The following is a 25,139-nucleotide window of genomic DNA, read 5'->3' as shown; positions in this document are numbered from 1 at the left end:
CGCCTGGTATCGCCATATCACCCTGTCCATGCTGGCGTTGGCGTTCCTGGCCGCGATGGCCCGAACCCCGCAAAAAGGGGCTCTTCGGACCTGGGCGGTGACCGCGGGCCGCGAACGCGGCGGCTCGCGGCCCTGACCGTCGCCGAGGTCCGGCGGCTCTTCAACCTGATCGGCTCGCCTCGCATCGCCATCCACCAGGGACTTCGCTGGTCGGTCTGGCGACGCGCGCATCAGGCGGAGGCACGACGGCACCATTTCCGAAGGCGGCTACGACTCCAGATGATCAAGATCTAGCCCTGTAGTACTAGCCGGCGGGACCGATGGACAGCGACCGGCGGCCGACGCGGGCTCAGTAGACGTCGCGGACGTACCGCTTCTCGGCGGCGAGCCGCTTGACGTACGCGGCGGCCCCGTCCTCGTCCAGACCCCCGTGGGCCATGGCGAGTTCGCGCAGCGCGCGGTCGACGTCCTTGGCCATCCGGGAGGCGTCGCCGCACACGTAGAAGTGGGCGCCGTCCTGGAGCCAGGACCAGAGCCGGCCGCCGTGCTCGCGCATCCGGTCCTGGACGTAGACCTTGGCCCGCTGGTCGCGGGAGAAGGCGGTGTCCAGCCGGGTCAGGGTGGCGTCGCGGCGCAGCTCCGCCAGTTCGTCCTGGTAGTAGAAGTCGGTGGCGCGCCGCTGCTCGCCGAAGAAGAGCCAGTTCGGGGCCTGGTGGCCGCGGGCGCGCCGTTCCTGGAGGAAGCCGAGGAAGGGGGCGACACCGGTGCCGGGGCCGACCATCACCATGGGGGTCGCGGGGTCGGCCGGCGGCCGGAAGTGCGGGGAGCGCCGCACATGGACCGGGACGGGGCTGCCGGGCGCGGCGTCCGCGAGGAAGGCCGACGCGACGCCCTTGCGCGGCCGGCCGTGGCGGTTGTCGTACCGGACCACGGAGACCGTCAGCCGGACGAGCGCGGGGTCGGTCAGTGGGCTGGACGATATGGAGTAGAGGCGCGGGCGCAGCCGTTGCAGGGTGTCCGCCCACTCCGCCGCCGTGGCCCGTACCGGGTACTCGGCCATGATGTCGACGCACTGACGGCCCCACGTCCACTGGGCCAGCTCGCCCTTGTTGTCCGGGCGCAGCAGCTTCTTGAGGGTGCGGTCGTGGGTCCGCTCCGCGACGAGACGCAGCAGCGCAGGGGTGATCGCGGCGATGTCGAGATGGCGGTGCAGCGCGTCGCCGAGCGCCACCTCGCCGAGGCCCGGCAGGTCGACGGGCGCGGCGGCGTCGAGACCGGTGACGGCGAGCCATTCGGCGACGAGATCGGGGCAGTTGCGGGGCTGCACGCCGAGCGCGTCGCCCGCCTCGTAGACGAGCGGGACGGGGCTGTCGCCGGTGTCGAACGTGAACTCGCGCACCTCCTTGGCGGCGCCGGGGAGGCCGAGCAGCCGGTTCCCGGTCAGCCGGGCGGTGACGGGCGCGGCCTTGGCGGGACGGACCTCCGGCGCGGGTACGGGCGGTGTCGGTGTCGCGGGTACGGGCGGCGTCCTCTCGGGCGCCCCGGCCGCCTCCGCCACCGCGCCCGCCCCGGCCACCGCGCCCGCGTCCGGCCCGGCGCCCGGCTCCGTGCGCAGCGCCGCGCGTACGTGGTCGAGCCACTGCCCGGCGGGCTGTTCGTACTCCGGTTCGCAGTCGGTACGGGGCACCAGGCGGACGGCGCCCAGTTCGTCGAGGCGTGTGTCGAGCCGGCGGCCGTGGCCGCAGAAGTCGTCGTACGAGGAGTCGCCGAGGGCGAGGACCGCGTACCGTACGCCGTCCAGCCGGCGCGCGTCGGACGCGCTGAGGGCCTCCCAGAACCGGGAGCCGTTGTCGGGGGCGTCGCCGTCCCCGAACGTACTGGTCACCACCAGCAGATCCGCGCCGCGCCCGACCGCGTCCGGCGCCGCGTCGTCGTCCATGTCGAGCAGCCGCGCCGCGTGTCCGTCCTCGGCCAGCTTCCGCGCCACCAGGGCGGCGGCCTCCTCGGCGTTGCCGGTCTGCGAGGCCCACAGGACGACGACCTCGCGGCCGGGCGTGGCGGCGGGGGAGGCGCCGGGCGGTGTTCCGGTGACCGAGGTCGCGGTGGTACGGGAGTACATGCCGGCGAGGACACCGTTGACCCACAGGGCGTGCGCAGGGGCGAACGGCGCACGGTCCGGCAGCACCGGCGTGGCGGCGGCGGACCCCACGCCACCATCCGCCCCCGTGGCGCCCAGCCCGGTGAGGAACCCCGCCAGGTAGCGGCGCTCCTCCTCGCTCAGCACCGGTGGTGCGAGATCGGCCCCGAACACCCCCGCCAGCACCGCCACTTGCCCGTCGGCGTCACCCGCGGCCGGTGTCTCCGCCACGGAAGGCGTGGCGGGCGCCGTGGCGAGCCGCGTCAGCGACACCGCGCACACCTTGAACTCCGGCTGGAAGGAGATCGGGTCGACCGCGTCGCTGGTGACCGCGTTGACGCAGGTGTACTCCCCGAACAGGTCGTTCCAGTGGAAGGGCGCGAAGCAGCCCCCGGGCCGCACCCGCTCGGTCACCACCGCGGGCAGCACCGCCCGGCCCCGCCGCGAGGCCACCTCCACCGGGTCGCCCTCCGCGATCCCCAGCTCCCGCGCGTCGTCCGGATGGATCTCCACGAAGGGCCCGGGGTTGAGCTTGTTGAGCTTGGCGATCTTGCCCGTCTTGGTGAGCGTGTGCCACTGGTGCGGGAGCCGGCCCGTGTTCAGGACGTACGGGAAGTCGTCGTCCGGCAGTTCGGCCGCGGGCAGGTGCGGGCGCGCGTGGAACACCGCCCGGCCGGATGCCGTGGGGAAGACGAGCCGTGGCCTGCCGCCGTCGGGGCGTTCGGCCAGGGTCTGGCTGACGCCGTCGTTGAGGTAGCGGACCGGGTTGCGGTCGGGGCCCTCGGCGGCGGCGCTGGGCCACTGCACGGGGGTGCGGCGCAGCCGTTCGTAGCTCACCCCGCGCAGGTCGTAGCCGGTCTTCGGGTTCCAGGCGCGCTTGATCTCCTCGAATATCTCCTCGGCGCTCTCGTAGCCGAAGGCGTCCTCGTACCCCATCTCGCAGGCGATCCGGGCGATGATCCGCCAGTCCGGCCACGCCTCGCCGGGGGGCTCCACGGCCTGCCGGCTCAGGGTGAGGGTGCGTTCCGAGTTGACCTGGACGCCCTCGGACTCGGCCCACAGGGCGGCGGGCAGGGCGACATCCGCGTACGCGTTGGTCTCGGTCTCGGCGAAGACGTCCTGCGTGATGACGAACTCGGCCCGTTCGAGCCCCTCGATGACCGTTCTGCGGTTGGCCACCGACGCGACGGGGTTGGTGCAGATGATCCAGCACGCCTTGACCTCCCCGTCGGCCATCCGCCGGAACAGGTCCACCGTGCCCTCGCCGAAGCCGTCGGCCCGTACCGTCCCGGGCGCGACGCCCCACAGTTCCTCGACGAAGGTCCGTTCCTCCTCCACCAGCACCGATCGCTGGCCCGGCAGCCCCGGGCCCATGTATCCCATCTCCCGCCCGCCCATGGCGTTGGGCTGGCCCGTCAGGGAGAACGGGCCGCTGCCGGGGCGGCAGATCGCCCCGGTCGCGAGATGCAGATTGACCAGCGCGTTGGTGTTCCAGGTGCCGTGCGTGGACTGGTTGAGCCCCATCGTCCAGCAGCTCATCCAGTCGCCCGCGTCACCGATCCACTCGGCGGCGCGCCGGATGTCCGCCTCGGGGATGCCGGTGATCTCCGCGACCTTCGCGGGCGGGTACTCCGCGAGGAAGGCGGGCATCTCCTCCCACCCCTCGGTGTGCTCGGCGATGAACTCCGGGTCGGTGCGGCCGTTCTCGACGAGGAGGTGCAGGAGCCCGTTGAGCAGGGCGAGATCCGTGCCCGGCCGGATCTGGAGGAAGAGATCGGCCTTGGCGGCGGTGGCCCCGCGCCGCGGGTCGACCACGATCAGCTTCGCGCCCGCCCTGACCCGTTCCATGAGCCGCAGGAAGAGAATGGGATGGCAGTCGGCCATGTTCGAGCCGGTGACGAGGAAGACGTCCGCGTGCTCGAAGTCCTCGTACGATCCGGGCGGGCCGTCGGCGCCCAGCGACAGCTTGTAGCCGCTGCCCGCGCTCGCCATGCACAGCCGGGAGTTGGACTCGATCCGGTTGGTACGGAGGAAGCCCTTCGCGAGCTTGTTGGCGAGGTACTGCGCCTCCAGGGTCATCTGCCCCGACACGTAGAAGGCGATCGCGTCCGGGCCGTGCTCGTCGAGGATCGCGCGCAGCCGCCGCGCCGTCTCCTTGACGGCCGTGTCCATGGGGGACGGTACGGGCTCGTCGCCGCGCTCCGCCCGTACCAGCGCGGTGGTCAGCCGTCCGGGGGCGGTGAGCAGGCCGGCGGAGGTCGCACCCTTCGTGCAGAGCCGGCCGCGGTTGGCCGGGTGGGACGGGTCGCCGGACGCCTTGAGGACGGTCCTGCGGCCGTCGGGACCCGCGCCGACGTCGAGGAGGATTCCGCAACCGACACCGCAGTACGAGCAGACGGTCCGCACCTGGGTGGCGGTGGCGGTGGCGCCGTCCTGGGGATGCGCTGCGGTCACGGGCGGCCTCTTTCGTGGACGCGGGGTCCGGGGTTCGGAGCGTACGGCCCCGACCGTACGGAGGGCCCGTTACCCGGAGGTCACACCGGACGCGTGCGAAGGGTTACGCCTGCCACACAGCCGCCCGCACCGCCCCGTGAGGCCGGGGGAGGCCGGGCCAGGGGCGGCCCCTCACCCGATGGGGGAGAGGAGGCCACATCCGATGGGGGAGAGGAGGCCCCTCACCCGATCAGGTGGAGTGGTCCCGCTTCCGCCCCGCCCGCTCCCCGGCGTCCGTCACGCTGTCCCCGTTGTCCGTTGTCCGTTCTCCGTTGTCCATTGCCCGTCCGCCGCCCCGCGCCACCCGCCGAGGAGCCACCATGCCCGACCTCTGGATGCCCGATGCGGAAAGACTCGACATCAGGGACCACGCCCCCACCGACGGCGGCCCGGCCAAGGCCGTCGCCCACATCACCTGGGACAGGGACGCCACGGAGGCCGAGCCCCAGGACCTCGTCCCGTACGCGAACCTCAGGACGTACTTCTCCGGCGACGGCAAGGGCGTCGCCCCGCACCTCCTCTGGGACCCCTTCACCGGCGGCTTCTGCCAGTTCGTCCCGGCCGACTCCCGGTCGAAGTCCCTCGCCGACCTGCCGGGCGGTACCCGGACCAACCGGGCCGGGGCGGTGGTGATCCAGATCGAGGCGCTCTTCTTCCCCTGGTGCGTGGTGAAGGGGAAGGTGTACGAGTCGCTCAAGGACACCCCGTGCGCGGGGTGGCGAGCGCTGCACGCCTGGATCAAGGGCTGGGGCGTCCCGGACTCCTGGCCGATGGGGCGGCCCGCCGGGTTCGTGAGCCGCCGTGACGAGAACATCTGGGCGGAGAAGGCCGGCTGGTACGCCCACGCCCAGGTCCCGGAGAACGACCACACGGACCCCGGGACCTGGCCGGCCTTCCCGAAGGCGGCGGGCTGAGGGACCCGGCCGCGAGGGCTACCGACCGAGGCTGTCGAGCACGCGCCGGGTGACGTCCTCCACCTCGCCCAGCGCGTCGATCACGGCCGTGCGTCCCGCGTAGTAGGCGAGCAGGGAGTCGGTCTGCTCGTGGTGGATCCGCAGCCGGTGCCGGATCACGCCCTCGGTGTCGTCGGCGCGTCCGCGGGCGAGCAGCCTCCGTACGACGATCTCGTCGTCGATCCGGAACTCCAGGACCCGGTCCAGCCGCTTCCCGAGACCGGCGAGGATCGTGGTCAGCGCGTCCGCCTGGACCACACTGCGGGGGAATCCGTCGAGCAGGAACCCCCGGGCCGCGTCCGCCGCGCCGAGCCGCTCCGTCACCAGGGCGGCGGTGAGTTCGGCGGGGACCAGCTCGCCGGCGCGCAGATACTCGTCCGCCTCCAGGCCCAGCGGCGTCTCCTGGGCGATGTGCCTACGGAACAGATCGCCGGTCGAGACGTGGGGCACGCCGAACTTCGCCGCGAGGAGGCCGGCCTGGGTGCCTTTGCCCGCGCCGGGCGGGCCGAGAAGCACAAGTCGCACGCTGGAATCCTTCGCGGGTCGCGTTCCGTCCTCTTCTTCCTGCGAGGACCGTCCGGTCGTTATACCCGCGCCCACCGAGCCCAGACGTGACGCCGCTCACGGTGCTGTCAGCGGGCTCGCCTATGCTGAATATGCTGCATGGGTCGTACCGGAACGGGGGTCGGGATGCGTTACGTCATCATCGGGGCGGGAGCGGTCGGCGGCAGCGTGGGCGGCCGGCTGGCGGAGGCCGGCCAGGACGTGGTCCTCGTCGCCCGGGGCGCGCACCACGCGGCGCTGCGCGAGCACGGCCTGCGGCTCACCACACCGGACGGCACCCGGGTGCACCGGCTGCCGGTCGTCGACGGACCCGAGGCGCTCGAACTGCGCCCGGACGACGTCCTGCTGCTCTGCGTGAAGACCCAGGACAGCACGGCGGCGCTGGACGCCTGGTCGGCCCGGCCCGTCGCGGGCGGTGGTACGGCGGGCGAGCTGCTGCCGCTGGTCTGCGCGCAGAACGGGGTGGAGAGCGAACGGCTCGCCCTGCGGCGCTTCCGGCACGTGTACGCGATGTGCGTCTGGCTGCCCGCGACCTATGTCGAACCGGGCGTGGTGAGCGCCGGAGGCGCCCCGTACACCGGCATGCTGCACCTCGGCCGGTACCCCTCCGGTACGGACGCGACGGCCACCGCGATCGCCGCGGGGTTGGAGAAGGGCAGACTCCTCGCGCCGGTCGTGCCGGACGCGATGCGCTGGAAGTACGCCAAGCTGCTGGCCAACCTCGCCAACGCGATCGAGGCCGTCACCGGAGTGATCGGCGAGGAGACCTGGGAGCTGGTCCGGCGCGCCACGGCGGAGGGCGCGACTGTTCTCGACGCCGCGGGCATCGCGTACGTGGGCCCGGAGGAGCAGGCCGAGAAGCGTGGCGACCACATCACCTTCGACCCGGCAAGCGGCGTCGAGCGCGGCCACGGCTCGTCCTGGCAGAGCCTCAGCCGGGGCACGGGCACGATCGAGGCGGACTACCTCAACGGTGAGATCGCCCTGCTGGGCCGGCTCCACGGGGTCGCCACCCCGGTCAACGACACGCTCCGGCGGACGGCCAACACCTTCGCGCGGGAGCGCCGCGCGGCGGGCTCGATGAGCGTCGCCGAACTGACGGCACTGATCGACGCGGCGACGACCGACCGGTGACGACCGACCGATGACGTACCCCGGCGGTCCGGTCACGGGCGGCCGGCGAGCTCCCTGATGACCGGAGCGGTCGCCGCGCCGGTGGCCGCACCGGCAGTGCCGGCCGCGTCATAGCGATGCAGGAGCAGTGAGGCCACCTCCGGCGCCGCCCCCAGCACCTCGGCCAGCACGTCCGCGCCCGCCTCCCGCGCGCCCGCCGCGATGCGGTCGGGCAGCCGGCCGGGGGCGATGACATACGGAGCCACCGCCACCCGCCGGACGCCCTCCGCGCGCAGCGCGCGGATCGCGTCCGCGGTGCGGGGCAGGGATGCGGAGGCGAACGCAGGCCGCACGGCGCACCAACCGGTGTGCCGCCACTCCCGCGCGATTTCAGCGATCACTGCGATCGCCTCCGGGTCCGATGAGCCCGCCGAGGCCAGGACGACCCCGGTCGAGCTCCTGTCGGCGGCCGTCAGGCCCGCCTCGTACAGCCGCCGCTCCAGCGCTGCGCCCAGCAGCGGCGACGGGCCGAGCACCGCGGCCTGCCGGATCCGCAGGCGCGGGCCGCGCTCCGCCGCCGCGCGCAGCACCGCCGGGATGTCGGACTTGGCGTGGAAGGCGCGGGTCAGCAGCAGGGGCTGGGCGACCACGTCCCGTACGTCCTCCCGCGCGAGCCGGTCCAGCACGCTCTCCACGGACGGGGTGTCGAAGTCCAGGAACCCGGCCTCCACCCGCAGCCCCGGCCGCAGCGCGCGCAGCCGCCGGGTCAGGGCGCGCACGGTCGCCGCGTGCCGCGGGTCGCGGCTGCCGTGCGCGACGACCAGCAGCACGGGCCGCGCGGCGCGGTACGTCAGAAGGCCGCGTCCCGGTCCTGGCATGCGCATCAGCTCTTCACCAGCAGGCCGCGCCCGCGCAGCACGCGCCGCTCCAGCGGGCTGAAGATCAGCAGGTCGATGGCGATCCCGACGATCAGGATGAGGAAGATGGCGAGGAACACCATCGGCATGCTGCCGACCGTACGGCCGTTCTCCAGCAACTGCCCGAGCCCCACACCGAGATCCGGCGACGACGCGATGATCTCCGCGGCCATCAGCGAACGCCACGAGAACGCCCAGCCCTGCTTGAGCCCGGCCAGATAGCCGGGCAGCGCGGCCGGCATCACGATGTGCCAGGTGCCCCGCAGCCCGGTCGCGCCGAGCGTGCGCCCGGCGCGCAGGAAGAGCGGCGGCACCTGGTCGACACCGGAGACCAGCCCGTTGGCGATCGAGGGGACCGCGCCGAGCAGGATCACCGCGTACATCATCGAGTCGTTCAGGCCGAGCCAGATCACGGCCGGCGGCACCCAGGCCACCGACGGCAGCGACTGGAGCCCGGAGAGGATCGGGCCGATGGCCGCGCGGACGAACTTCACCCGGGCCACCAGCAGCCCCAGCGGGGTGCCGATCAGCAGCGCCAGCAGGAAGCCCAGCAGGCCGCGCGAGACACTGGTCCAGATGTAGCCGAGCAGGGTGCCCTGCATCCACGCGTCGGAGACCTCGCCCCACACCGCGCCCGGCGACGGCAGCTTGTAGCTGTCGGTCACCTTCGCCCACACCAGTACCTGCCACACCACCAGCACCACCGCGACGGCGATCACCGGCGGCAGCACCTTCGCGACCAGGGTCTGGCGCAGCGGCGTACGCCTGGTCTGTACGGTGTCCAGCGCGTCGAGCCCGGCCCCCAGACCGGCCAGATCGGTGCCCGGCGCCACGCCACGCCCTGCCGCGCCCCGCTGCGCCGCGTCGTGCGGCGTCCCCTGTCCGGACGTCGTCTCAGTGCTGGCCATGGCGGCGGATCTCCCCACGCAGTTCTTCGGTGATCTCGACGGACAGCTCCGCGACCGCGGTGTCCTCGATACGGCGCGGCTGCGGGATGTCCACCCGCCACTCGCGGGCCACCCGGCCGGGCCGCGACGACAGCAGGACCACGCGCTGCGCGAGCCGTACCGCCTCACGGACGTTGTGCGTGACGAACAGCACCGACAGGTCGGTCTCCCGCCAGATCCGGGTCAGCTCGTCGTGCAGCACGTCCCGGGTGATGGCGTCCAGCGCCGCGAACGGCTCGTCCATCAGCAGCAGTTGGCTGTCCTGGGCGAGCGCCCTGGCCAGCGCGACACGCTGGCGCATCCCGCCGGACAGCTCGTGCACCCGCTTGCCGTACGCGCCTTCGAGCCGGACGAGCCCGAGCAGCCGCTCCGCCTCGCCGCGCCGCTCCTGCTTGGCCACGCCGCGCAGCCGCAGCGCCAGTTCGATGTTCTTGCCCGCGGTGAGCCACGGGAACAGCGCGTGCTCCTGGAACATCAGGGCGGGCCGGCCGCCGGGCGTCTCGATCGCCCCGGCGGACGGCCGGTCGAGCCCGGCGACCAGATTGAGCAGGGTGGACTTACCGCATCCCGAGGCTCCCAGGAGGGTGACGAACTCGCCGGGCGCGACGTCGAGCGTGATGTCGTCCAGCACGAGCTGCTGCCCCGCGGGCGTCGCGAAGGACTTCGAGACGTGCGCGATACGGGCGGCGTGGTCCACCGCCGGGGTGCTTTCGGCGGCCTTGGCAAGGGTTGATGCCACGGTCGTCACCTCCTGGGAACGGTGTGGATGCAGGGATTTCGGGGCACGACGGGGCTACTTGGCGCCGAGGCCCGCGTCGGTGACCTCGGGCTCGCCCTCGGCCTTCAGCACCTTGTTGAGCGGCTTCACGTCGTAGATCCCGTTCAGGTCGGGCTTCTTCAGCAGCCCGGCCTTGACCGCGTGGTCGGCCTCCGACCGGAGCGTCGAGGCCAGCGGGTCGTCGGTGATCTTGATGGACTTCCACGCCGGGTCCAGGACATCGGCGGGCAGCGCCTTGCCGGAGAGCTTCTTCAGCGCCTCGTTGGCCGCGGTCTTCGCCTGGGCGTCGTTGGCGTTGATCCACTTGTTCGTCTTCACCGTGCCGCGCAGGAACGCCTCGACGACGTCCGGGTGCTCCTTCAGGAACGTCTGCGACACGATGATGTTGGTGATCACGAACTGCTTGTCCGGCCAGAGCGTCGACTCGTCCAGGATCTCCTTGGCGCCCTCGGCGACCAGCTTGGAGGCGGTCGGTTCCGGCACCCACGCGCCGTCGATGTCCCCGGACTTGTAGGCGTCCGGGGTGATCTTGTTGTCCGTACGGACGACGGAGACGTCGCCCTTGCCGGACTGCGCGTCGACCTTCCACCCCTGCTCGGAGATCCAGTGGAGGAACGCCACGTCCTGTGTGTTGCCGAGCTGTGGGGTGGCGATCTTCTTGCCCTTGATGTCGGCCAGGGACTTGATCTTCTCGGGGTTGACGACGAGCTTCACCCCGCCCGAGGCGGAGCCGCCGATGATGCGCAGCCCCTTGCCGGCGGTCTGGGTGTAGCCGTTGATGGCGGGGGAGGGGCCGATGAAGCCGATGTCGATGGAGCGCGCGTTGAGCGCCTCGATCTCGGAGGGGCCCGCGTTGAACGTCGTGGCCGACACCTTCGTGCCGCCCAGCTCCTTCTGGAGGATGCCCTTCCCGATGCCGACCAGCGCCGTGGCGTGCGTGAGGTTGGGGAAGTAACCGACGCGCACGGTGTCGGCCGACAGCGCCTTGCCGGTGGGCGCGGGTCCCGACTCCTCGGAGGAGGAGTCGGCGGCTGAGCCGTAACCGCATGCGGAGAGCACGACGGCGAGCAGGGGCAGTGCGGCGACGGCGGCCAGTCGGCGGCGCGTGACGGTGCGGGAGGCAGGCACGGGAGGGGTTCCTCTCGTTGGCCCGGTGCTCACGCCCTGGACGGATACGGGGGCGCGGCCGGGAGGTCGGCAGATCTTCGTCGATACGCGTGGTACGGGTGCGGCTGGTGAGGCATACGGGCGCGCGAGCGGTGCGCGTACGTCATCGCGCACATCGCGCCACCCCGCCCGTCCCCGCGCCGAGGGCGCCGCTGCCCACCCGGCCGCCCTCCTTCGCGAACGTCGCGTAGACGTCGCGCGCCGCGCCCGCCATCAGAAGTCCCAGCCCTCGTCGTCGGCCGCCGCGGCGGCGGCGTTCTCGGCGGCGGCGCCGGAGGTGCCGTTGGTGAATGCCTCGCCCGCCATGCCGGCGCTCAGCGTCGTACCGTCGGCGGGGTCGATCAGCAGGAACGATCCTGTACGCCGCGAGTCCGCGTACGAGTCCAGCGCCAGCGGTTCGGCCGTACGGACCACGACCCGCCCGATGTCATTGGCGACGAGCTGCCCCGGCGCCGGGTGCTGGGAGAGGTCGTCCAGCGTCAGCCGGGACGGGATGTCCTTCACGATCGCCTTGACCGTACGGGTGGTGTGCTTCAGCAGCACCCGCTGGCCCACCCCGAGCGGCTGGTCGGCCACATGGCAGACGGTCGCCTCGATGTCCTGTGTCGTGGCGGGCGCGTCGCCGGTGGGCACGATCAGATCGCCGCGCGAGACGTCGATGTCGTCCTCCAGCAGCAGCGTGACCGACTGCGGCGTCCAGGCGATGTCCACCGCCTCGCCCAGCAGGTCGATCCCGGCGATCTTCGACGTACGGCCCGACGGCAGGACGGTCACGTCCTCGCCGGTCCGGAAGGTGCCCGCGGCGATCTGGCCCGCGTACCCCCGGTAGTCCGGGTGTTCGGCGCTCTGCGGCCGGATCACGTACTGCACGGGCAGCCGCGCGTGGCAGCCGGTCAGGTCGTGGCTGACCGGGACGGTCTCCAAGTGCTCCAGCACCGTCGGGCCGCCGTACCAGTCCATGTGCGCGGACGGCTCCACCACATTGTCCCCGGCCAGCGCCGAGATCGGGATCGCGGTGATCTCCGGGACGCCGAGGGACGCCGCGTACGCCGTGAACTCCTTGGCGATCTCGGCGAAGACGGGCTCCGCGTACTCCACCAGGTCCATCTTGTTGACGGCGAGGACGACGTGCGGGACGCGCAGCAGCGCCGCCACCGCGGCGTGCCGGCGGGTCTGCTCGACCACCCCGTTGCGGGCGTCCACCAGGACCACGGCCAGCTCGGCCGTGGAGGCGCCGGTCACCATGTTGCGGGTGTACTGCACATGGCCCGGGGTGTCGGCGAGGATGAACCGCCGCCGGGGCGTGGCGAAGTAGCGGTAGGCGACATCGATGGTGATGCCCTGCTCGCGCTCGGCGCGCAGCCCGTCGGTCAGCAGCGCCAGGTCGGGCGCCTCCTGGCCGCGGCCGAGCGAGACCCGCTCGACGGCCTCCAACTGGTCGGTCAGGACCGACTTGGAGTCGTGCAGCAGCCGGCCCACCAGGGTGGACTTGCCGTCGTCGACGGAGCCCGCGGTGGCGAAGCGCAGCAGCGTGGTCGCCGCGAGCGGCCCGCCGAGCGGATCGGTGGTGTGCGTGTGCGTGCTCGGCATGGCTAGAAGTACCCCTCGCGTTTGCGGTCTTCCATCGCGGCCTCGGACATCTTGTCGTCGGCGCGGGTCGCGCCGCGCTCGGTCAGCCGGGAGGCGGCGATCTCGGTGATCACCGCGTCGAGCGTGGTGGCGTCGGAGTCGACGGCGCCCGTGCAGGACATGTCGCCGACCGTGCGGTAGCGCACGAGGCGCGTCTCGACGGTCTCGGACTCCTTGGGGCCGCCCCAGTCACCGGCTGTCAGCCACATCCCGCTGCGGCTGAACACCTCGCGCTCGTGCGCGAAGTAGATCTCCGGCAGCTCGATCCCCTCGCGGGCGATGTACTGCCAGACGTCCAGCTCGGTCCAGTTGGAGAGCGGGAAGACACGTACGTGCTCGCCCGGGGCGTGCCGGCCGTTGTAGAGCTGCCACAGCTCGGGGCGCTGGCGGCGCGGGTCCCACTGCGAGAACTCGTCCCGCAGCGAGAACACCCGCTCCTTGGCGCGCGCCTTCTCCTCGTCGCGCCGCCCGCCGCCGAAGACCGCGTCGAACCGCTCGGCCTGGATCTTCTCCGTGAGCGGCACGGTCTGCAGCGGGTTGCGGGTGCCGTCGGGCCGCTCGCGCAGCTTCCCGGCGTCGATGTACTCCTGTACGGAGGCGACGTGCAGCCGCAGCCCGTGCCGGTCCACGGTGCGGTCGCGGTAGTCGAGGACCTCGGGGAAGTTGTGCCCGGTGTCGACGTGCAGCAGCGAGAAAGGCACCGCCGCCGGCGCGAACGCCTTCAGCGCCAGGTGCAGCATGACGATGGAGTCCTTGCCGCCGGAGAAGAGGATCACCGGCCGCTCGAACTCGCCCGCGACCTCGCGGAAGATGTGGACCGCCTCGGACTCCAGGGAGTCCAGGTGGCTCAGCGCGTACGGGGCGTCCGTGCCCTCGGTGACGGCTGCGACGGTGGTGGTCACGCGAGACCCCTCTCGGTGAGCAGCGCGTGGAGCGCGGCGGCGGACTCCTCGACGGACTGGGTGTGCGACTCGATCCGCAGGTCCGGCGCCTCGGGGGCCTCGTAGGGGTCGTCCACCCCGGTCAGCCCGGTCAGCTCGCCGGCCGCCTGCTTGGCGTACAGGCCCTTCACATCGCGTACGGAGCACACCTCGACCGGGGTGGCCACGTGCACCTCCAGATACCCGGTGCCCTCGGCCCGGTGGCGCCCCCGTACCGCCTCCCGGCTGTTCGCGTACGGCGCGATCACCGGCACCAGCGCCTTGACGCCGTTCGCCGCGAGCAGTTCGGCGACGAAGCCGATGCGCTGCACGTTGGTGTGCCGGTCCGCGCGGCTGAAGCCGAGGCCCGCGGAGAGGAACTCCCGGATCTCGTCGCCGTCGAGGACCTCGACCCGGTGGCCCTCGCCGCGCAGCCGCTCGGCCAGCGCGGTCGCGATGGTGGTCTTGCCGGCGCTCGGCAGGCCGGTGAGCCAGACCGTGGCGCCCTGCTCCGTCGCGCTCAACCGTTTCTCCACATCGTGTTCCTGGCGGACATCGTCTTCCCGAAGGACATCGTCTTTCTGGCGGACCGTCATCAGTGCAGCCCGCATTCGGTCTTGGACCGGCCCGCCCAGCGGCCGGCCCGCGCGTCCTCGCCCGCCAGGACCCGGCGGGTGCACGGGCCGCAGCCGACGGAGGCGTACCCGTCCATCAGCAGGGGGTTGGTGAGCACGCCGTGCTCCTGGACGTACGCGTCCACGTCGTCCTGCGTCCAGCGCGCGATCGGCGAGACCTTCACCTTGCGGCGCTTCTCGTCCCAGCCGACGACCGGGGTGTTCGCGCGGGTCGGGGACTCGTCGCGGCGCAGCCCGGTGGCCCACGCGTCGTATCCGGTCAGACCCTCTTCGAGCGGGGCGATCTTGCGCAGCGCGCAGCACAGGTCCGGGTCGCGGTCGTGCAGCTTCGGGCCGTACTCGGCGTCCTGCTCCGCGACGCTCTGCCGCGGGGTGAGCGTGATGACGTTCACGTCCATCACGGCGTCCACCGCGTCCCGGGTCCCGATGGTCTCGGGGAAGTGGTAGCCGGTGTCCAGGAAGACCACGTCCACGCCGGGCCGTACCCGGGCGGCGAGGTGGGCGACCACCGCGTCCTCCATCGAGGAGGTCACACAGAACCGGGCGCCGAAGGTGTCCGTCGCCCAGGTCAGGATCTCCAGGGCCGACGCGTTCTCCAGGGCGCGCCCCGCCTCTTCGGCGAAGGCCCTGGGATCGTCGGTCTCCATCAGTGCCGTCATGTCTCTTCCCCTCCGTCACTCCGCTGGAGCCCTCGCGCTAGCAGCCCGAGGAACTTCAACTGGAAGGCTCGATTGCATGCTCCGCATTCCCAGGCGCCGTGACCCTGCTCGTTGGGACGCAGGTCCTCGTCGCCGCAGTAGGGGCAGTAGAAGGGCGCCGCGCGCTCGCTCATGACAGGGCCTCCTCGTCGGCCCTGGCGGCCCAGGTGGCGAAGCGCTCGCCGTCCTCGCGCTCCTTCTCGAAGCGCCCGAGGACCCGCTCGACGTAGTCGGGCAGCTCCTGCGAGGTGACCTTCAGCCCCCGGACCTTGCGGCCGAACCCGGCCTCCAGGCCCAGCGCGCCGCCCAGGTGCACCTGGAAGCCCTCGACCTGGTTGCCGTCCTGGTCCAGCATGAGCTGGCCCTTGAGACCGATGTCCGCGGTCTGGATACGGGCGCAGGCGTTGGGGCAGCCGTTGATGTTGATGGTGATCGGCTCGTCGAAGTCCGGGATACGGCGCTCCAGCTCGTCGATGAGCGTGGCGCCGCGCTCCTTGGTCTCGACGATGGCCAGCTTGCAGAACTCGATGCCGGTGCAGGCCATCGTGCCGCGCCGGAACGGTGAGGGCTTGACCCGCAGGTCCAGCGCCTCCAGACCGGCGACCAGGGAGTCGACCCGGTCCTCGGTCACATCGAGGACGATCATCTTCTGCTCGGCGGTGGTACGGAGCCGGCCCGACCCGTGCGCCTCGGCCAGCGCGGCGATCTCCGCCAGTTTCACACCGTCCACCCGGCCGACGCGCGGCGCGAACCCGACGTAGAAACGGCCGTCACGCTGGCGGTGCACACCGACGTGGTCGCGCCACCGCTGGAGCGGCTGCTCGGGGGCGGGCCCGTCGATCAGCTTCCGCTCCAGGTACTCGTCCTCCAGGATCTGGCGGAACTTCTCCGCGCCCCAGTCGGCGAGCAGGAACTTCAGCCGGGCGCGGGTGCGCAGCCGGCGGTAGCCGTAGTCACGGAAGATCGAGATGACCCCGGTGTAGACGTCGGGGACCTCGTCGAGGGGCACCCAGGCGCCGAGCCGCTGGCCGATCTTGGGGTTGGTGGAGAGCCCGCCGCCGACCCACACGTCGAAGCCGGGTCCGTGCTCGGGGTGGTCCACGCCCACGAACGCGATGTCGTTGATCTCGTGGGCCACGTCCAGCGACGGCGATCCGGAGATCGCCGACTTGAACTTGCGCGGCAGGTTCGAGAAGTCGGGGTTGCCGATGATGCGGCGCTGGATCTCGTCGATCGCGGGCGTGCCGTCGATGATCTCGTCCTCGGCGATCCCGGCGACCGGCGAACCGAGGATCACGCGGGGCGTGTCACCGCAGGCCTCGGTGGTGGAGAGCCCGACCTCTTCGAGGCGCCGCCAGATCTCCGGGACGTCCTCGATCCGGATCCAGTGGTACTGGACGTTCTGCCGGTCCGTGATGTCCGCCGTGCCGCGCGCGAACTCCTGCGAGATCTCGCCGATGACCCGGAGCTGCTCCGTGGTGAGCCGGCCGCCGTCGATCCGTACCCGCAGCATGAAGTACTCGTCGTCCAGCTCCTCCGGCTCCAGGATCGCGGTCTTGCCGCCGTCGATCCCGGGCTTGCGCTGGGTGTACAGACCCCACCAGCGCATCCGGCCGCGCAGATCGTTGGGGTCGATCGAGTCGAACCCGGCCTTGGAGTAGATCGTCTCGATGCGTGTCCGCACATTGAGACCGTCGTCGTCCTTCTTGAACTGCTCATTGCCGTTGAGCGGAGTGAAGTGACCCCGGGCCCACTGGCCCTCGCCGCGGTGACGGCTCACCTTGCGGCGTGGCGTGGCGGGGGACGGCTGTTCCGGCGTGGCGGCCATGGCGGTTACGTCCATTCGAGACATGCGGGAGGGCTGCTCTGAGCTGCACACACACGCGGAGACGCGAGGGTGCGCAGCATCAGGGGACAAAGAAGGGTGAACGCGGCGGTGCTGGGACTCTCAGCCCGCCGGACAGATGGCGCTGGACATGCGGCAGAGATCGACGTGCCGTCGACTCACCAAGGCGATTCCAGAGCTGGACATGACGGAAGCGTGTCACGCGGATCTCCGGCCAGTCCACCGTTATCCATCATGTGGACCATAACGTACCGCTATGTGAGACGGTGTGTTGTCTGTCACGGGGTGTCGGCGTTTAAGCCCTGATCCGGGTCGTGCGGAGCGTGCGGCCGGGTCAGGCCGCCGTGTGCGCGCCGGGCCACGGGCCGGGGACCGCCACCTTGGGCTCCTCCTCCGTCTTCGTCCCGAAGAGCCGGAAGCCACGCCGCAGATAGTTGTCCATGGCGTGCTCGCCGTCCTTGGAGCAGGTGTGCACCCAGACCCGCTCCACCGGCCCGGTCCCGGGCCACCGCTCGGACAGGTCCCAGGCGCGCGCCACCCCGTACGACAGGAGCTGCCCGCCGATCCGGCGGCCACGGAAGGCGGGGATCAGCCCGAAGTACGCGATCTCGACCGCCGCGCCCTCCTGCGCCTCCAGCTCGATGTACCCGGCCGGGGTGCCGTTCTCGTACGCCACCCAGGTCTCCACACCGGGCCGCGCCAGATACTCCGACCACCGGGCGTACGACCACGGCAGCCGGTCCGTCCACCGGACGTCCCCGCCGACGGCCGTGTACAGGAACCGGCTGAACTCGGGCGACGGGACCTCGGCGCGTACGATCCGCACCCCGGCGGGGGCCTGCGCGGCGGGCCGCAGATCGGCGGGCGAGGTCTGCTCCAGGGACCAGGTGGTCACGGTGATGCTCATACGGGCCAGGAGAACACGGGGCGGGAACGGCCGGAGCGGCGCCCCCGTCCGTCCCCCGGGCACGCGGGCCGCCGCTGCCCACCGCCCGACCCCCACGGGAGGGGCGGGCCGCCTCTCACGGTCCTGGCAGGTCCCGCGCGCTCACCACCGCGGGGGCCGTCGAGTGCGGCAGCAGATCCGCCGGGCGCTCCGGGGCGATCACCTCCACCTCGACCTCCTCGCTGAAGCGGTACGGCCGGTGCGCCAGCACCCCCGAGAGATGGCGCCGTACCCGCGACATCTCGGCCCGGACCGTCACCGTACGGGTGGGGTCCCCGAAGACATCGGCGGCCAGCTCCGCCGCGCTGCGGCCCGCCCGGTGCGCGGCCAGGGCGTAGAGCAGCTCGGCGTGGCGCGGGGTCAGCTCCTGCGTCCAGCTTCCCGCCGGGCCCGACACGGTGACCCGCCGGCGCCCGGGCCGGCTCAGATCCAGCACCACCCGGCCCGGCGCCGCCTCCGCGCGGGGCTCCTCGTCCACCCGGAACAGCCAGCCGCCGGGCAGCGGCTCGACCGTGCACATGCCCAGCGACGGCTGCCAGATCCGGCCCGCCCTGAGCGACTTCGGCAGCGGCAGCCGGTCCACCGGCGCCATGCCCGTGACCGCCGCCGTCCAGCCGTGGACATCGACCGCCAGGGCCCGCCCGCCCAGCCGGCACATGATCGGCGCCGCCACCGAGCGCAGCCGGTCGACGCTCCGCCCGTGGCGTTCGCGCAGCTCGCACTCGGCGAGCCGGGCGACCGAGGTGACCAGCGCCAGCGTCGTCGGATGGAAGCCCGCGGCGGGGCCGCTCACATCGATCACGCCGAGCAGCCGCCCGTCACGCGGGTCGCGCACCGGGGCCGCCGCGCAGGTCAAGGAGTGCAGGGCGTGCGCGAAGTGCTCGGCCGAGTGGACCTGCACCGGCCGGCGCAGCGCCAGCGCCGTACCGATGGCATTGGTCCCGGTGTCCCGCTCCGACCAGTTCGCGCCCTCCTCCAGACAGATGGCGCCGGCCCGGCGCAGCGCCCCGAGGCTCCCCTCGCGCCACAGCACCCGGCCCTCGGCGTCGCCGACCACCATGACCTGGGCCGAGGCGTTCACCAGGCCGCCGAGCGCCTCGTCGAGCGACCGCAGCACGTCGCCCAGCGCCGAGGTCCGCCGCCGGTGCTCCAGCTCGTCCCGGCCGAGTAACGCGCCGCCGCCGGCCGGACGGCCGGGGTCCAGACCCGTGCCGAGCACCCGCGACCAGGACGCGCCGATCACCGGCCGGGGCGCCACCGGGGGCCGTTCCCCGGCCAGGGCGGCGTCCCGTACCCGCTGGAGCAGCCGCCCCGCGCGGTCGCCGTCCATGGCCATGAGCCGGGTCAGATCGATCGGCAGGTCCTTCAGCGGCAGGTTCTTCAGTGGTAGGTCCTTCAGTGGGGGGTCCTTCTGCGGTGTGTCCTTCAGCGGACCGTTCTTCATCGGGTTCTCCCGGCCACCCAGGGCGCTGTGTCGAGTCTCAAGGCGCCGTATCGATTCCTCTGCAACGGCCTGCAACCCTGGCGCATCGCTGACCGGTGCGTGAAAGTGACTATCAGTCAAAGGTGGTGCCGTGTCGGCGCGGCACCACCTCTGACGTACGCGCCCGGTCGGACGACGGGCCGCGCCCGGTCAGACGACGGGCCGAGCCCGCTCCACGACCGACGCCAGGTCGAGGGTGTGCGGCAGGGTGCCGAAGGCCGTGCCCCAGTCCCCGCCGAGCCGCGACGCGCAGAACGCGTCCGCCACCTCCGGCGGTGCCCACCGCACCAGCAGCGACCCCTGGAGCACCAGCGCCATCCGCTCCACCAGCCGCCGCGCCCTCGCCTCGATCCCGGCCAGGTCCGCCAGCTCGGTCAGCAGGTCCTTGATCGCGCGGTCCAGCCGGTGATCGGCGCCCCGGGCCCGCCCGACCTCCTGGAGGAACGCGTTCAGCGCCGCGGGCTCCCGCTGGAGCGCCCGCAGCACGTCCAGCGCCTGCACATTGCCCGCGCCCTCCCAGATCGAGTTGAGCGGCGACTCGCGCAGCAGCCGGGGCATCCCCGACTCCTCCACGTATCCGTTGCCGCCCAGGCATTCGAGGGCCTCCGCGGCCAGCGGCGTACCCCGCTTGGTCACCCAGTACTTCGCGGTCGGCACCGCGAGCCGCAGGAAGGCCCGCTCCTCGTCCGTGTCCGCGTCGTACGCCGCCGCGAGCCGCAGCGCGAGCGTCGTCGCCGCCTCCGACTCCAGCGCCAGATCGGCCAGTACGTTGCGCATCAGCGGCTTGTCGATCAGCTCACCGCCGAACGCGGCCCGGTACGTGGCGTGGTGCACCGCCTGCGCCACGGACTGCCGCATCAGCGCCGCCGACCCCAGCACACAGTCCAGCCGGGTCGCCGCGACCATCCCGATGATCGTGGGGACCCCGCGCCCCTCCTCGCCGACCCGGCGCGCCCACGTCCCGTCGAACTCGACCTCGCCCGACGCGTTGGACCGGTTGCCCAGCTTGTCCTTGAGGCGCTGGAGGCGGAACACGTTGCGCGTCCCGTCGGGCAGCACCCGGGGGACGAGAAAGCAGGTCAGCCCGCCCGGCGCCTGCGCGAGCACCAGGAACCCGTCGCTCATCGGCGCGGAACAGAACCACTTGTGCCCGGTCAGGACGTACTCCCCGGACGCGTCCAGGGGGAGCGCGGCCGTCGTGTTCGTCCGTACGTCGCTGCCGCCCTGCTTCTCCGTCATGCCCATGCCGAAGAGCGCGCCGGTCTTGCCCGCGGCGGGCCGCAGGCCCGGCTCGTACGCGTGCGCCGTCAGCCGCGGCTCCCACTCCGCCGCGAGCGCCGGATCCGCCCGCAGCGCGGGCACCGCCGCGTGCGTCATCGACACCGGGCACAGGTGCCCCGCCTCCGCCTGGCTCCACACCAGGAAACCGGCCGCGCGCCGCAGATGGCCGTCCGGTCGGCCCCAGGCGTCGGTCAGCCCCGAGGAGACCGCCCGCCCGAGCAGATGGTGCCAGTCCGGGTGGAAGTCGACCTCGTCGATCCGGTTCCCGTACCGGTCGTGGGTGCGCAGGACCGGGGGATGGTCGTTGGCCCCGGCCCCCCACTCCTGGACCTCGGCGGACCCGGCGGCGCGGCCGAGCGCCGTCAGCTCCGCGCGGGTCCCGTCGAGCAGACCGGGCGCGCTGTGCCGCTCGACGGCCTCTGAGAGGACCCGGTCGGCGCGGAAGACGTCGTACCCCACCAGGGGCGGAACCTGGTTGGTCACTGTATGGGTGCTGGCTGCCATGCCGATACGGTAAGGAGGTGCAGGCAGCAAAAGAAACACCTGAGCGGCCGACTGGCCGACTCCACCGGGCCCGAGTCCTCTACCGCAACGTATCCAAGCGGAAGATGGCCTGGTTGCTGCTGAAAGACACCGTCAACTCGTGCATCGAGTACCGGATCCTGGGGCTCGCGGCCGAAGCGGCGTTCTTCACGCTGCTCTCGCTGCCGCCGCTGCTCCTCGGACTGATCGGCCTGCTCGGCTACGTGGACGACTGGACCAGCACGACCACCGTCGCCTCCATCGAGCGGAACATCCTCAGCGCCGCCGGTACGGTCCTCTCACCGCGCGGTGTGGACGAGATCGCCGAACCCCTGCTGGCGGACCTCACCCAGGGCGGCAGGCCCGACGTCATCTCCATCGGTTTCGCGATCGCGCTCTGGTCGGGCTCCCGGGCGGTCAACGTCTTCGTCGACACGATCACGGTCATGTACGGACTCGACGGGCGGCGCGGCATCGTCGCCACCCGGCTGCTCGCCTTCCTGCTCTACGTCGTGGCGATCGTGATCGGCGCGGTGGTGCTGCCGCTGGCGGTGGTCGGACCCGACCGGGTGGTCGAGTTCATCCCCTGGGGCACGGAGGTCGTCGCCGTCCTGTACTGGCCCGTGGTGAGCATCCTCTCCATCGCCTTCCTCACCACGCTCTACCACGTCTCCGTACCGGTCAGGTCCCGCTGGATAGAGGACATGCCGGGCGCCCTGGTCGCACTCGGCATGTGGGTCCTGGGCAGCTTCCTGCTCCGTATCTACCTCACCAACACGGTCGAGGGCCCCACGATCTACGGCTCGCTGGCCGCGCCCATCGCCGTACTCCTGTGGATCGGCGTCTCCGCGTTCGCGGTGCTGGTGGGCGCCGCGGTCAACGCGGCGATCGACCGGGTCTGGCCCTCGGTCTCCACGGCGGCGGCCCGCGCGGCCAACGAACGGCTGCGCGTGGCGCAGGTGGCGGAGCTGGTGGCCCGCGCGGCGGCGTCCGCGGAGGGACCGCAGGACGACGACGTGACCGACCCGGACATGCCCTCGGAGTTCCCGGAGCGCTGGTCCAAGTTCCTGCCGCCGGACGACGTCAAGTCACGGATGACGGCGCGGCTGCACGGGGGGTGGCACCGTTCGAAGGGGCCGGCCGGGGGCGGCGGGCACGGAGACGGGAGCGGGAGCGGGAGCGGGAGCGGGGGTGGGGCTGGGAGCGGGAGCGGGAAGACGAACGGTACGGGGCAGGGACCGGGGCCGGGGACGGACGGTTAGCCGCGCCGGGTGCCGGGCTTAGCCTGAGTCCCATGTACCAGGAACGGGCGTCACGGCTGGACGGCGCGATCGTCTGGACCGGGACGACGGCACCGGCGACGACGGTGACAGGGCCCGACCCTTATCCCGTACTTCCCGACGGCTGCATGGACCTGCTGTGGATCGGCGGCCGACTGCTCGTCGCGGGGCCCGACACCCGCGCGTACGTGCCCGAGGGCATCGGGTCCGCGGAAGGGGAGCGCATCGCCGGGGTGCGCTTCGCGCCCGGGAGCGCGCCCGTCTTCCTCGGTGTACCGGCGCACGAACTGCGCGACCGGCGGGTCGCGTTGGCCGACCTCTGGTCACCGGCGAAGGCGCGCGCCCTCACCGGACTCGTCGCCCGCGTCACGTCCCGGGCCGATCCGGCCACCGGTCTGGAGGCGGCGGCACTCCGCTGCGCCGCCGCCTCCGGACCGCCCGACCCCCTGCCGCGGGCCGTCGTCACCGGGCTGAACGCGGGCCGTACGGTCGCCGCGACCGCCGACGCCGTCGGCCTCGGCGCCCGGCAGCTCCACCGCCGCTCCCTGGACGCCTTCGGCTACGGCCCCAAGACCCTCGCCCGGGTGCTGCGGCTCCAGCGCGCGCTGGAGCTGGTACGGCGCGGGGTGCCGTACGCCGACGCCGCGCTCGCCGCGGGCTGCGCCGACCAGGCGCATCTCGCCAGGGAGACCCGCGCGCTGGCCGGGCTCACCCTCCGCGCCTACGAGCGCGCCTACGCGGCGTCGGCGAACAGCGAGACCCCGCAGCCGCCCGGGTCGAGGACGACCGCGTAACGCTGCCCCCACACCGCGTCCCACGGTTCGAGGTGGCCGCGGTGCCCGGCCGCGGTCAGCGCGGCGTACGTGGCGTCGACCGCCGCGGGGCTGTCGCAGAGAAAGGCGAGCCCGATCCGCTCGCCGCCCGCGGGCCTGGTCCAGTCCGGATCGTACGAGCGCACGGTCTCCTCCGTGTCCCAGAGAACGCGCGGTCCGCTCGGCAGGGTCGCCTCGGCGTGCGGCGCCGTGTCCGCCCCGGCGGGCGGATCGAGGCCGAGCAGGCGGTAGAAGGCGAGGGAGGCGGCCATGTCGGAGACGACCAGGCCGATCGCGTCGAGTCGTGGGACAGGTGGTGTCGTCATGGGGCCACCGTAGGAGCGCGGCTGCCGGCCGGTCTTGAACGAATCGGACGCGATCGCCTCGGCCGGGGGAGCTGGGCACGGACGGAACGGGCACGGACGCGACAGGCACGGGCGGAACGAACACGGCGGGCCGCGCATCCTCTGCGCGGCCCGCCGGTCGTCGGTGGAGCGGGCACGGGTGTGGGGGAGCCCGTGCGGGTCATACGGTTGTGCGGTCGTGCGGTGACGCTTCCGTACGGCCGTTCACCGGGAGGTCAGTGGTTCGGCCGTGCGGAAGGGCCGGGGTGTCGGCTAGAAGACGCTGACGCCGTAGGCGTTCAGGGCCTCCACGACCGGCTGGAAGAACGTGGTGCCGCCGGAGGTGCAGTTGCCGCTGCCGCCCGAGGTCAGGCCCAGCGCCGTGGTGCCGGCGAAGAGCGAGCCGCCGCTGTCGCCGGGCTCGGCGCAGACGTTGGTCTGGATCATGCCGTAGACGACGTCGCCGCCGCCGTAGTTGACGGTCGCGTTGAGCGCGGTGACCGTACCGGAGCGCACGCCGGTGGTGGAGCCGCTGCGCCGCACGCTCTGGCCGACCGTGGGGTTGGCCGCGCTGGTGATGTCCTGGTACGAGCCGTTGTACAGGTAGACCCGGCCGTCGGCCGCCGCCGTGTTGGAGTGGCGGATGAGGCCGTAGTCGTTGGTCGGGAAGCTCGTCCCGGCGCGGGTGCCCAGCGAGGCGGTGCCGGCGGAGTTGGTGTACCAGGCGCTGCCGATGTTGGTGCAGTGTCCGGCGGTCACGGCGTAGTACGTCGAGCCGCTGCGGACGTTGAAGCCGAGGGAGCAGCGGCCGCCGCCGGCGTAGATGGCCTCGCCGCCCGCGATCAGCTTGCTGAACTTGCCCTCGGTGTGCTTGATCGTGACGCCCGCGGCGGTGTCCGCCACGGAGTTCTTGATCTCGGCGATCTGCGCGTCGGAGACCCGGCTGTCGACGGTGACGACGACCTTGCCGGACGCCTTGTCCGTGTACCAGGACGTACCGGCGATGTCCGCCTCGCCGATGGCGCTGCTGGCGGCGGCGAGCTGCGCCGCGGAAGGAGCGGGGGCCGGCGCCGGGGCGGCGACGGCACTCGGGGCCGCAAGCGCGACCGCGGTCACCAGACCCGAGGCGACGGCGAGGAGCCGGGCTCGTCTGGACACCGCGTTGAGGGGGGAAAGGCGCTTGATGGTCACAACATCCTCCATTGAGTGGGGGAGCTTCGCGGCCGTCGGGTAAGCGGACCGCTGGCGTACGACCGTCCACCGCCATTCGGTTTTGGCCGTGAACCTGTCAATCGCACGTTCTGAATCCTTGGGTCCGTCCGCGCATCGGGCAAGACCGACTTCTGGACCGGCGGCACGGACCTGCCCCGACGCCCCGGAACCCGGTCCCCTGACCCCTCGTCGGCCGCTCGGGCCGTCCCGCCCGGCCGTCCCGCCGGGCTCCCGTGAATGAACTCCTGCAAAGCCCGTGACGCGGGGCGCCGGAACTGATGACAGTCCGTCAGCACCCGTGCTGAGCGGGGCAATCTTCCGCTGATGCCATTCGGCCACGCGGTGGGCCGTCACAAACACACATGGTTCACCGTGGGTGTCGGAGGGGTGACGTAACGGTTCACCGCCGCCGCGGGGTTGCGGTCGAATGGCGTGAATCTCTGCGCGTAGAACGTCCGTTTG

Annotated in this window: 20 protein-coding genes and 1 pseudogene; 4 read left to right on the top strand and 17 right to left on the bottom strand. The window is 72.4% G+C overall.

The genetic code is table 11. The features are described from left to right. Positions 1-349: 349 nt before the first annotated feature. Entirely contained in the window at positions 350-4,591 is a 4,242-nt protein-coding gene (locus tag ACIBJC_RS05345) for a molybdopterin-dependent oxidoreductase (protein ID WP_399287994.1), read from the bottom strand. Between the two features lie 359 nt (positions 4,592-4,950). Here ACIBJC_RS05345 and ACIBJC_RS05340 point away from each other — a divergent pair, with 359 nt between their 5' ends. Further along, complete coding sequence (locus ACIBJC_RS05340; protein ID WP_399287990.1) at positions 4,951-5,544, top strand: hypothetical protein; 594 nt, start codon at positions 4,951-4,953, stop codon at positions 5,542-5,544. 18 nt (positions 5,545-5,562) lie between these two features. Here the strand turns inward: ACIBJC_RS05340 and ACIBJC_RS05335 are convergent, their stop codons facing one another. Further along, the gene (locus ACIBJC_RS05335; protein ID WP_399287987.1) at positions 5,563-6,108 is read right to left on the bottom strand and encodes an adenylate kinase; all 546 of its coding nucleotides are present in this window, start codon (positions 6,106-6,108) and stop codon (positions 5,563-5,565) included. A gap of 165 nt (positions 6,109-6,273) precedes the next feature. Between ACIBJC_RS05335 and ACIBJC_RS05330 the strand changes: the two genes are divergently transcribed. Then, a complete protein-coding gene (locus ACIBJC_RS05330; protein ID WP_399288182.1) occupies positions 6,274-7,281 on the top strand; it encodes a ketopantoate reductase family protein in 1,008 nt (335 codons plus the stop codon). A gap of 32 nt (positions 7,282-7,313) precedes the next feature. Here ACIBJC_RS05330 and ACIBJC_RS05325 read toward each other — a convergent pair whose 3' ends face one another. The 13 genes and pseudogenes from ACIBJC_RS05325 to ACIBJC_RS05265 all read right to left on the bottom strand — a co-directional run bounded on the left by ACIBJC_RS05325 (position 7,314) and on the right by ACIBJC_RS05265 (position 21,011). Next, positions 7,314-8,138, bottom strand: coding sequence for a sirohydrochlorin chelatase (locus ACIBJC_RS05325; protein WP_399287984.1), 825 nt, complete (start codon positions 8,136-8,138; stop codon positions 7,314-7,316). A gap of 5 nt (positions 8,139-8,143) precedes the next feature. After that, positions 8,144-9,085, bottom strand: coding sequence for an ABC transporter permease (locus ACIBJC_RS05320; protein WP_399287981.1), 942 nt, complete (start codon positions 9,083-9,085; stop codon positions 8,144-8,146). Beyond that, a complete protein-coding gene (locus tag ACIBJC_RS05315; RefSeq protein ID WP_399287978.1) occupies positions 9,072-9,872 on the bottom strand; it encodes an ABC transporter ATP-binding protein in 801 nt (266 codons plus the stop codon). Before ACIBJC_RS05315 ends, ACIBJC_RS05320 begins: the two co-directional genes overlap by 14 nt. Positions 9,873-9,917: 45 nt before the next feature. Further along, complete coding sequence (locus tag ACIBJC_RS05310) at positions 9,918-11,030, bottom strand: aliphatic sulfonate ABC transporter substrate-binding protein (RefSeq protein WP_399287975.1); 1,113 nt, start codon at positions 11,028-11,030, stop codon at positions 9,918-9,920. A gap of 252 nt (positions 11,031-11,282) precedes the next feature. After that, positions 11,283-12,659 (bottom strand): sulfate adenylyltransferase subunit 1, encoded by a 1,377-nt coding sequence (locus ACIBJC_RS05305; RefSeq protein WP_399287972.1) that lies wholly within the window; start codon positions 12,657-12,659, stop codon positions 11,283-11,285. Positions 12,660-12,661: 2 nt separating this feature from the next. After that, positions 12,662-13,600, bottom strand: coding sequence for a sulfate adenylyltransferase subunit CysD (gene cysD / locus ACIBJC_RS05300; protein WP_399287969.1), 939 nt, complete (start codon positions 13,598-13,600; stop codon positions 12,662-12,664). Continuing rightward, positions 13,597-14,142, bottom strand: a complete 546-nt coding sequence (gene cysC, locus ACIBJC_RS05295) for an adenylyl-sulfate kinase (RefSeq protein ID WP_399287966.1) — start codon at positions 14,140-14,142, stop codon at positions 13,597-13,599. Before cysC ends, cysD begins: the two co-directional genes overlap by 4 nt. Before the next feature lie 71 nt (positions 14,143-14,213). After that, positions 14,214-14,912, bottom strand: coding sequence for a phosphoadenylyl-sulfate reductase (locus ACIBJC_RS05290; RefSeq protein WP_399287964.1), 699 nt, complete (start codon positions 14,910-14,912; stop codon positions 14,214-14,216). Between the two features lie 169 nt (positions 14,913-15,081). Then, on the bottom strand, positions 15,082-16,779 hold the full coding sequence (locus tag ACIBJC_RS05285; RefSeq protein WP_399287961.1) for a nitrite/sulfite reductase: 1,698 nt from the start codon (positions 16,777-16,779) through the stop codon (positions 15,082-15,084). A gap of 120 nt (positions 16,780-16,899) precedes the next feature. Beyond that, positions 16,900-16,971 (bottom strand): annotated as a pseudogene (locus tag ACIBJC_RS05280) (putative leader peptide); the annotation flags it as partial. A gap of 160 nt (positions 16,972-17,131) precedes the next feature. Beyond that, positions 17,132-17,704 carry a GNAT family N-acetyltransferase gene (locus tag ACIBJC_RS05275; RefSeq protein ID WP_399287959.1) on the bottom strand — a complete coding sequence of 191 codons (573 nt, stop codon included), beginning with the start codon at positions 17,702-17,704 and terminating at the stop codon, positions 17,132-17,134. A gap of 115 nt (positions 17,705-17,819) precedes the next feature. Then, positions 17,820-19,079 (bottom strand): GAF domain-containing protein, encoded by a 1,260-nt coding sequence (locus tag ACIBJC_RS05270; RefSeq protein ID WP_399288180.1) that lies wholly within the window; start codon positions 19,077-19,079, stop codon positions 17,820-17,822. Positions 19,080-19,376: 297 nt separating this feature from the next. After that, complete coding sequence (locus ACIBJC_RS05265; RefSeq protein WP_399287957.1) at positions 19,377-21,011, bottom strand: acyl-CoA dehydrogenase family protein; 1,635 nt, start codon at positions 21,009-21,011, stop codon at positions 19,377-19,379. A gap of 17 nt (positions 21,012-21,028) precedes the next feature. On the opposite strand from ACIBJC_RS05265, the gene ACIBJC_RS05260 reads away from it, so the two are divergent. Both ACIBJC_RS05260 and ACIBJC_RS05255 read left to right on the top strand, forming a co-directional pair. Next, positions 21,029-22,291 carry a YihY/virulence factor BrkB family protein gene (locus tag ACIBJC_RS05260; RefSeq protein ID WP_399287954.1) on the top strand — a complete coding sequence of 421 codons (1,263 nt, stop codon included), beginning with the start codon at positions 21,029-21,031 and terminating at the stop codon, positions 22,289-22,291. 32 nt (positions 22,292-22,323) lie between these two features. Then, on the top strand, positions 22,324-23,103 hold the full coding sequence (locus tag ACIBJC_RS05255; protein WP_399287952.1) for a helix-turn-helix domain-containing protein: 780 nt from the start codon (positions 22,324-22,326) through the stop codon (positions 23,101-23,103). On the opposite strand, the gene ACIBJC_RS05250 is transcribed toward ACIBJC_RS05255, so the two are convergent. Continuing rightward, on the bottom strand, positions 23,043-23,447 hold the full coding sequence (locus tag ACIBJC_RS05250) for a VOC family protein (RefSeq protein WP_399287950.1): 405 nt from the start codon (positions 23,445-23,447) through the stop codon (positions 23,043-23,045). The genes ACIBJC_RS05255 and ACIBJC_RS05250 overlap by 61 nt on opposite strands. Before the next feature lie 291 nt (positions 23,448-23,738). Further along, complete coding sequence (locus ACIBJC_RS05245; RefSeq protein WP_399287947.1) at positions 23,739-24,656, bottom strand: S1 family peptidase; 918 nt, start codon at positions 24,654-24,656, stop codon at positions 23,739-23,741. Positions 24,657-25,139 lie beyond the last annotated feature (483 nt).

Source organism: Streptomyces sp. NPDC050509, assembly GCF_044457965.1.
Lineage (GTDB): Bacteria > Actinomycetota > Actinomycetes > Streptomycetales > Streptomycetaceae > Streptomyces.
The sequence above is the reverse complement of the archived record's forward strand: the minus strand, read 5'-3'. Positions and strand labels throughout refer to the sequence as shown.

What these genes read in the sequence shown, in the direction of transcription:
- ACIBJC_RS05340 (WP_399287990.1), top strand. Translation starts at nt 4,951, where the DNA reads ATGCCCGACCTCTGGATGCCCGATGCGGAAAGACTCGACATCAGGGAC.
- ACIBJC_RS05330 (WP_399288182.1), top strand. Translation starts at nt 6,274, where the DNA reads ATGCGTTACGTCATCATCGGGGCGGGAGCGGTCGGCGGCAGCGTGGGC.
- ACIBJC_RS05325 (WP_399287984.1), bottom strand. Translation starts at nt 8,138, where the DNA reads ATGCCAGGACCGGGACGCGGCCTTCTGACGTACCGCGCCGCGCGGCCC.
- ACIBJC_RS05320 (WP_399287981.1), bottom strand. Translation starts at nt 9,085, where the DNA reads ATGGCCAGCACTGAGACGACGTCCGGACAGGGGACGCCGCACGACGCG.
- ACIBJC_RS05305 (WP_399287972.1), bottom strand. Translation starts at nt 12,659, where the DNA reads ATGCCGAGCACGCACACGCACACCACCGATCCGCTCGGCGGGCCGCTC.
- ACIBJC_RS05290 (WP_399287964.1), bottom strand. Translation starts at nt 14,912, where the DNA reads ATGACGGCACTGATGGAGACCGACGATCCCAGGGCCTTCGCCGAAGAG.
- ACIBJC_RS05285 (WP_399287961.1), bottom strand. Translation starts at nt 16,779, where the DNA reads ATGGCCGCCACGCCGGAACAGCCGTCCCCCGCCACGCCACGCCGCAAG.
- ACIBJC_RS05275 (WP_399287959.1), bottom strand. Translation starts at nt 17,704, where the DNA reads ATGAGCATCACCGTGACCACCTGGTCCCTGGAGCAGACCTCGCCCGCC.
- ACIBJC_RS05270 (WP_399288180.1), bottom strand. Translation starts at nt 19,079, where the DNA reads ATGGCCATGGACGGCGACCGCGCGGGGCGGCTGCTCCAGCGGGTACGG.
- ACIBJC_RS05265 (WP_399287957.1), bottom strand. Translation starts at nt 21,011, where the DNA reads ATGGCAGCCAGCACCCATACAGTGACCAACCAGGTTCCGCCCCTGGTG.
- ACIBJC_RS05255 (WP_399287952.1), top strand. Translation starts at nt 22,324, where the DNA reads ATGTACCAGGAACGGGCGTCACGGCTGGACGGCGCGATCGTCTGGACC.
- ACIBJC_RS05250 (WP_399287950.1), bottom strand. Translation starts at nt 23,447, where the DNA reads ATGACGACACCACCTGTCCCACGACTCGACGCGATCGGCCTGGTCGTC.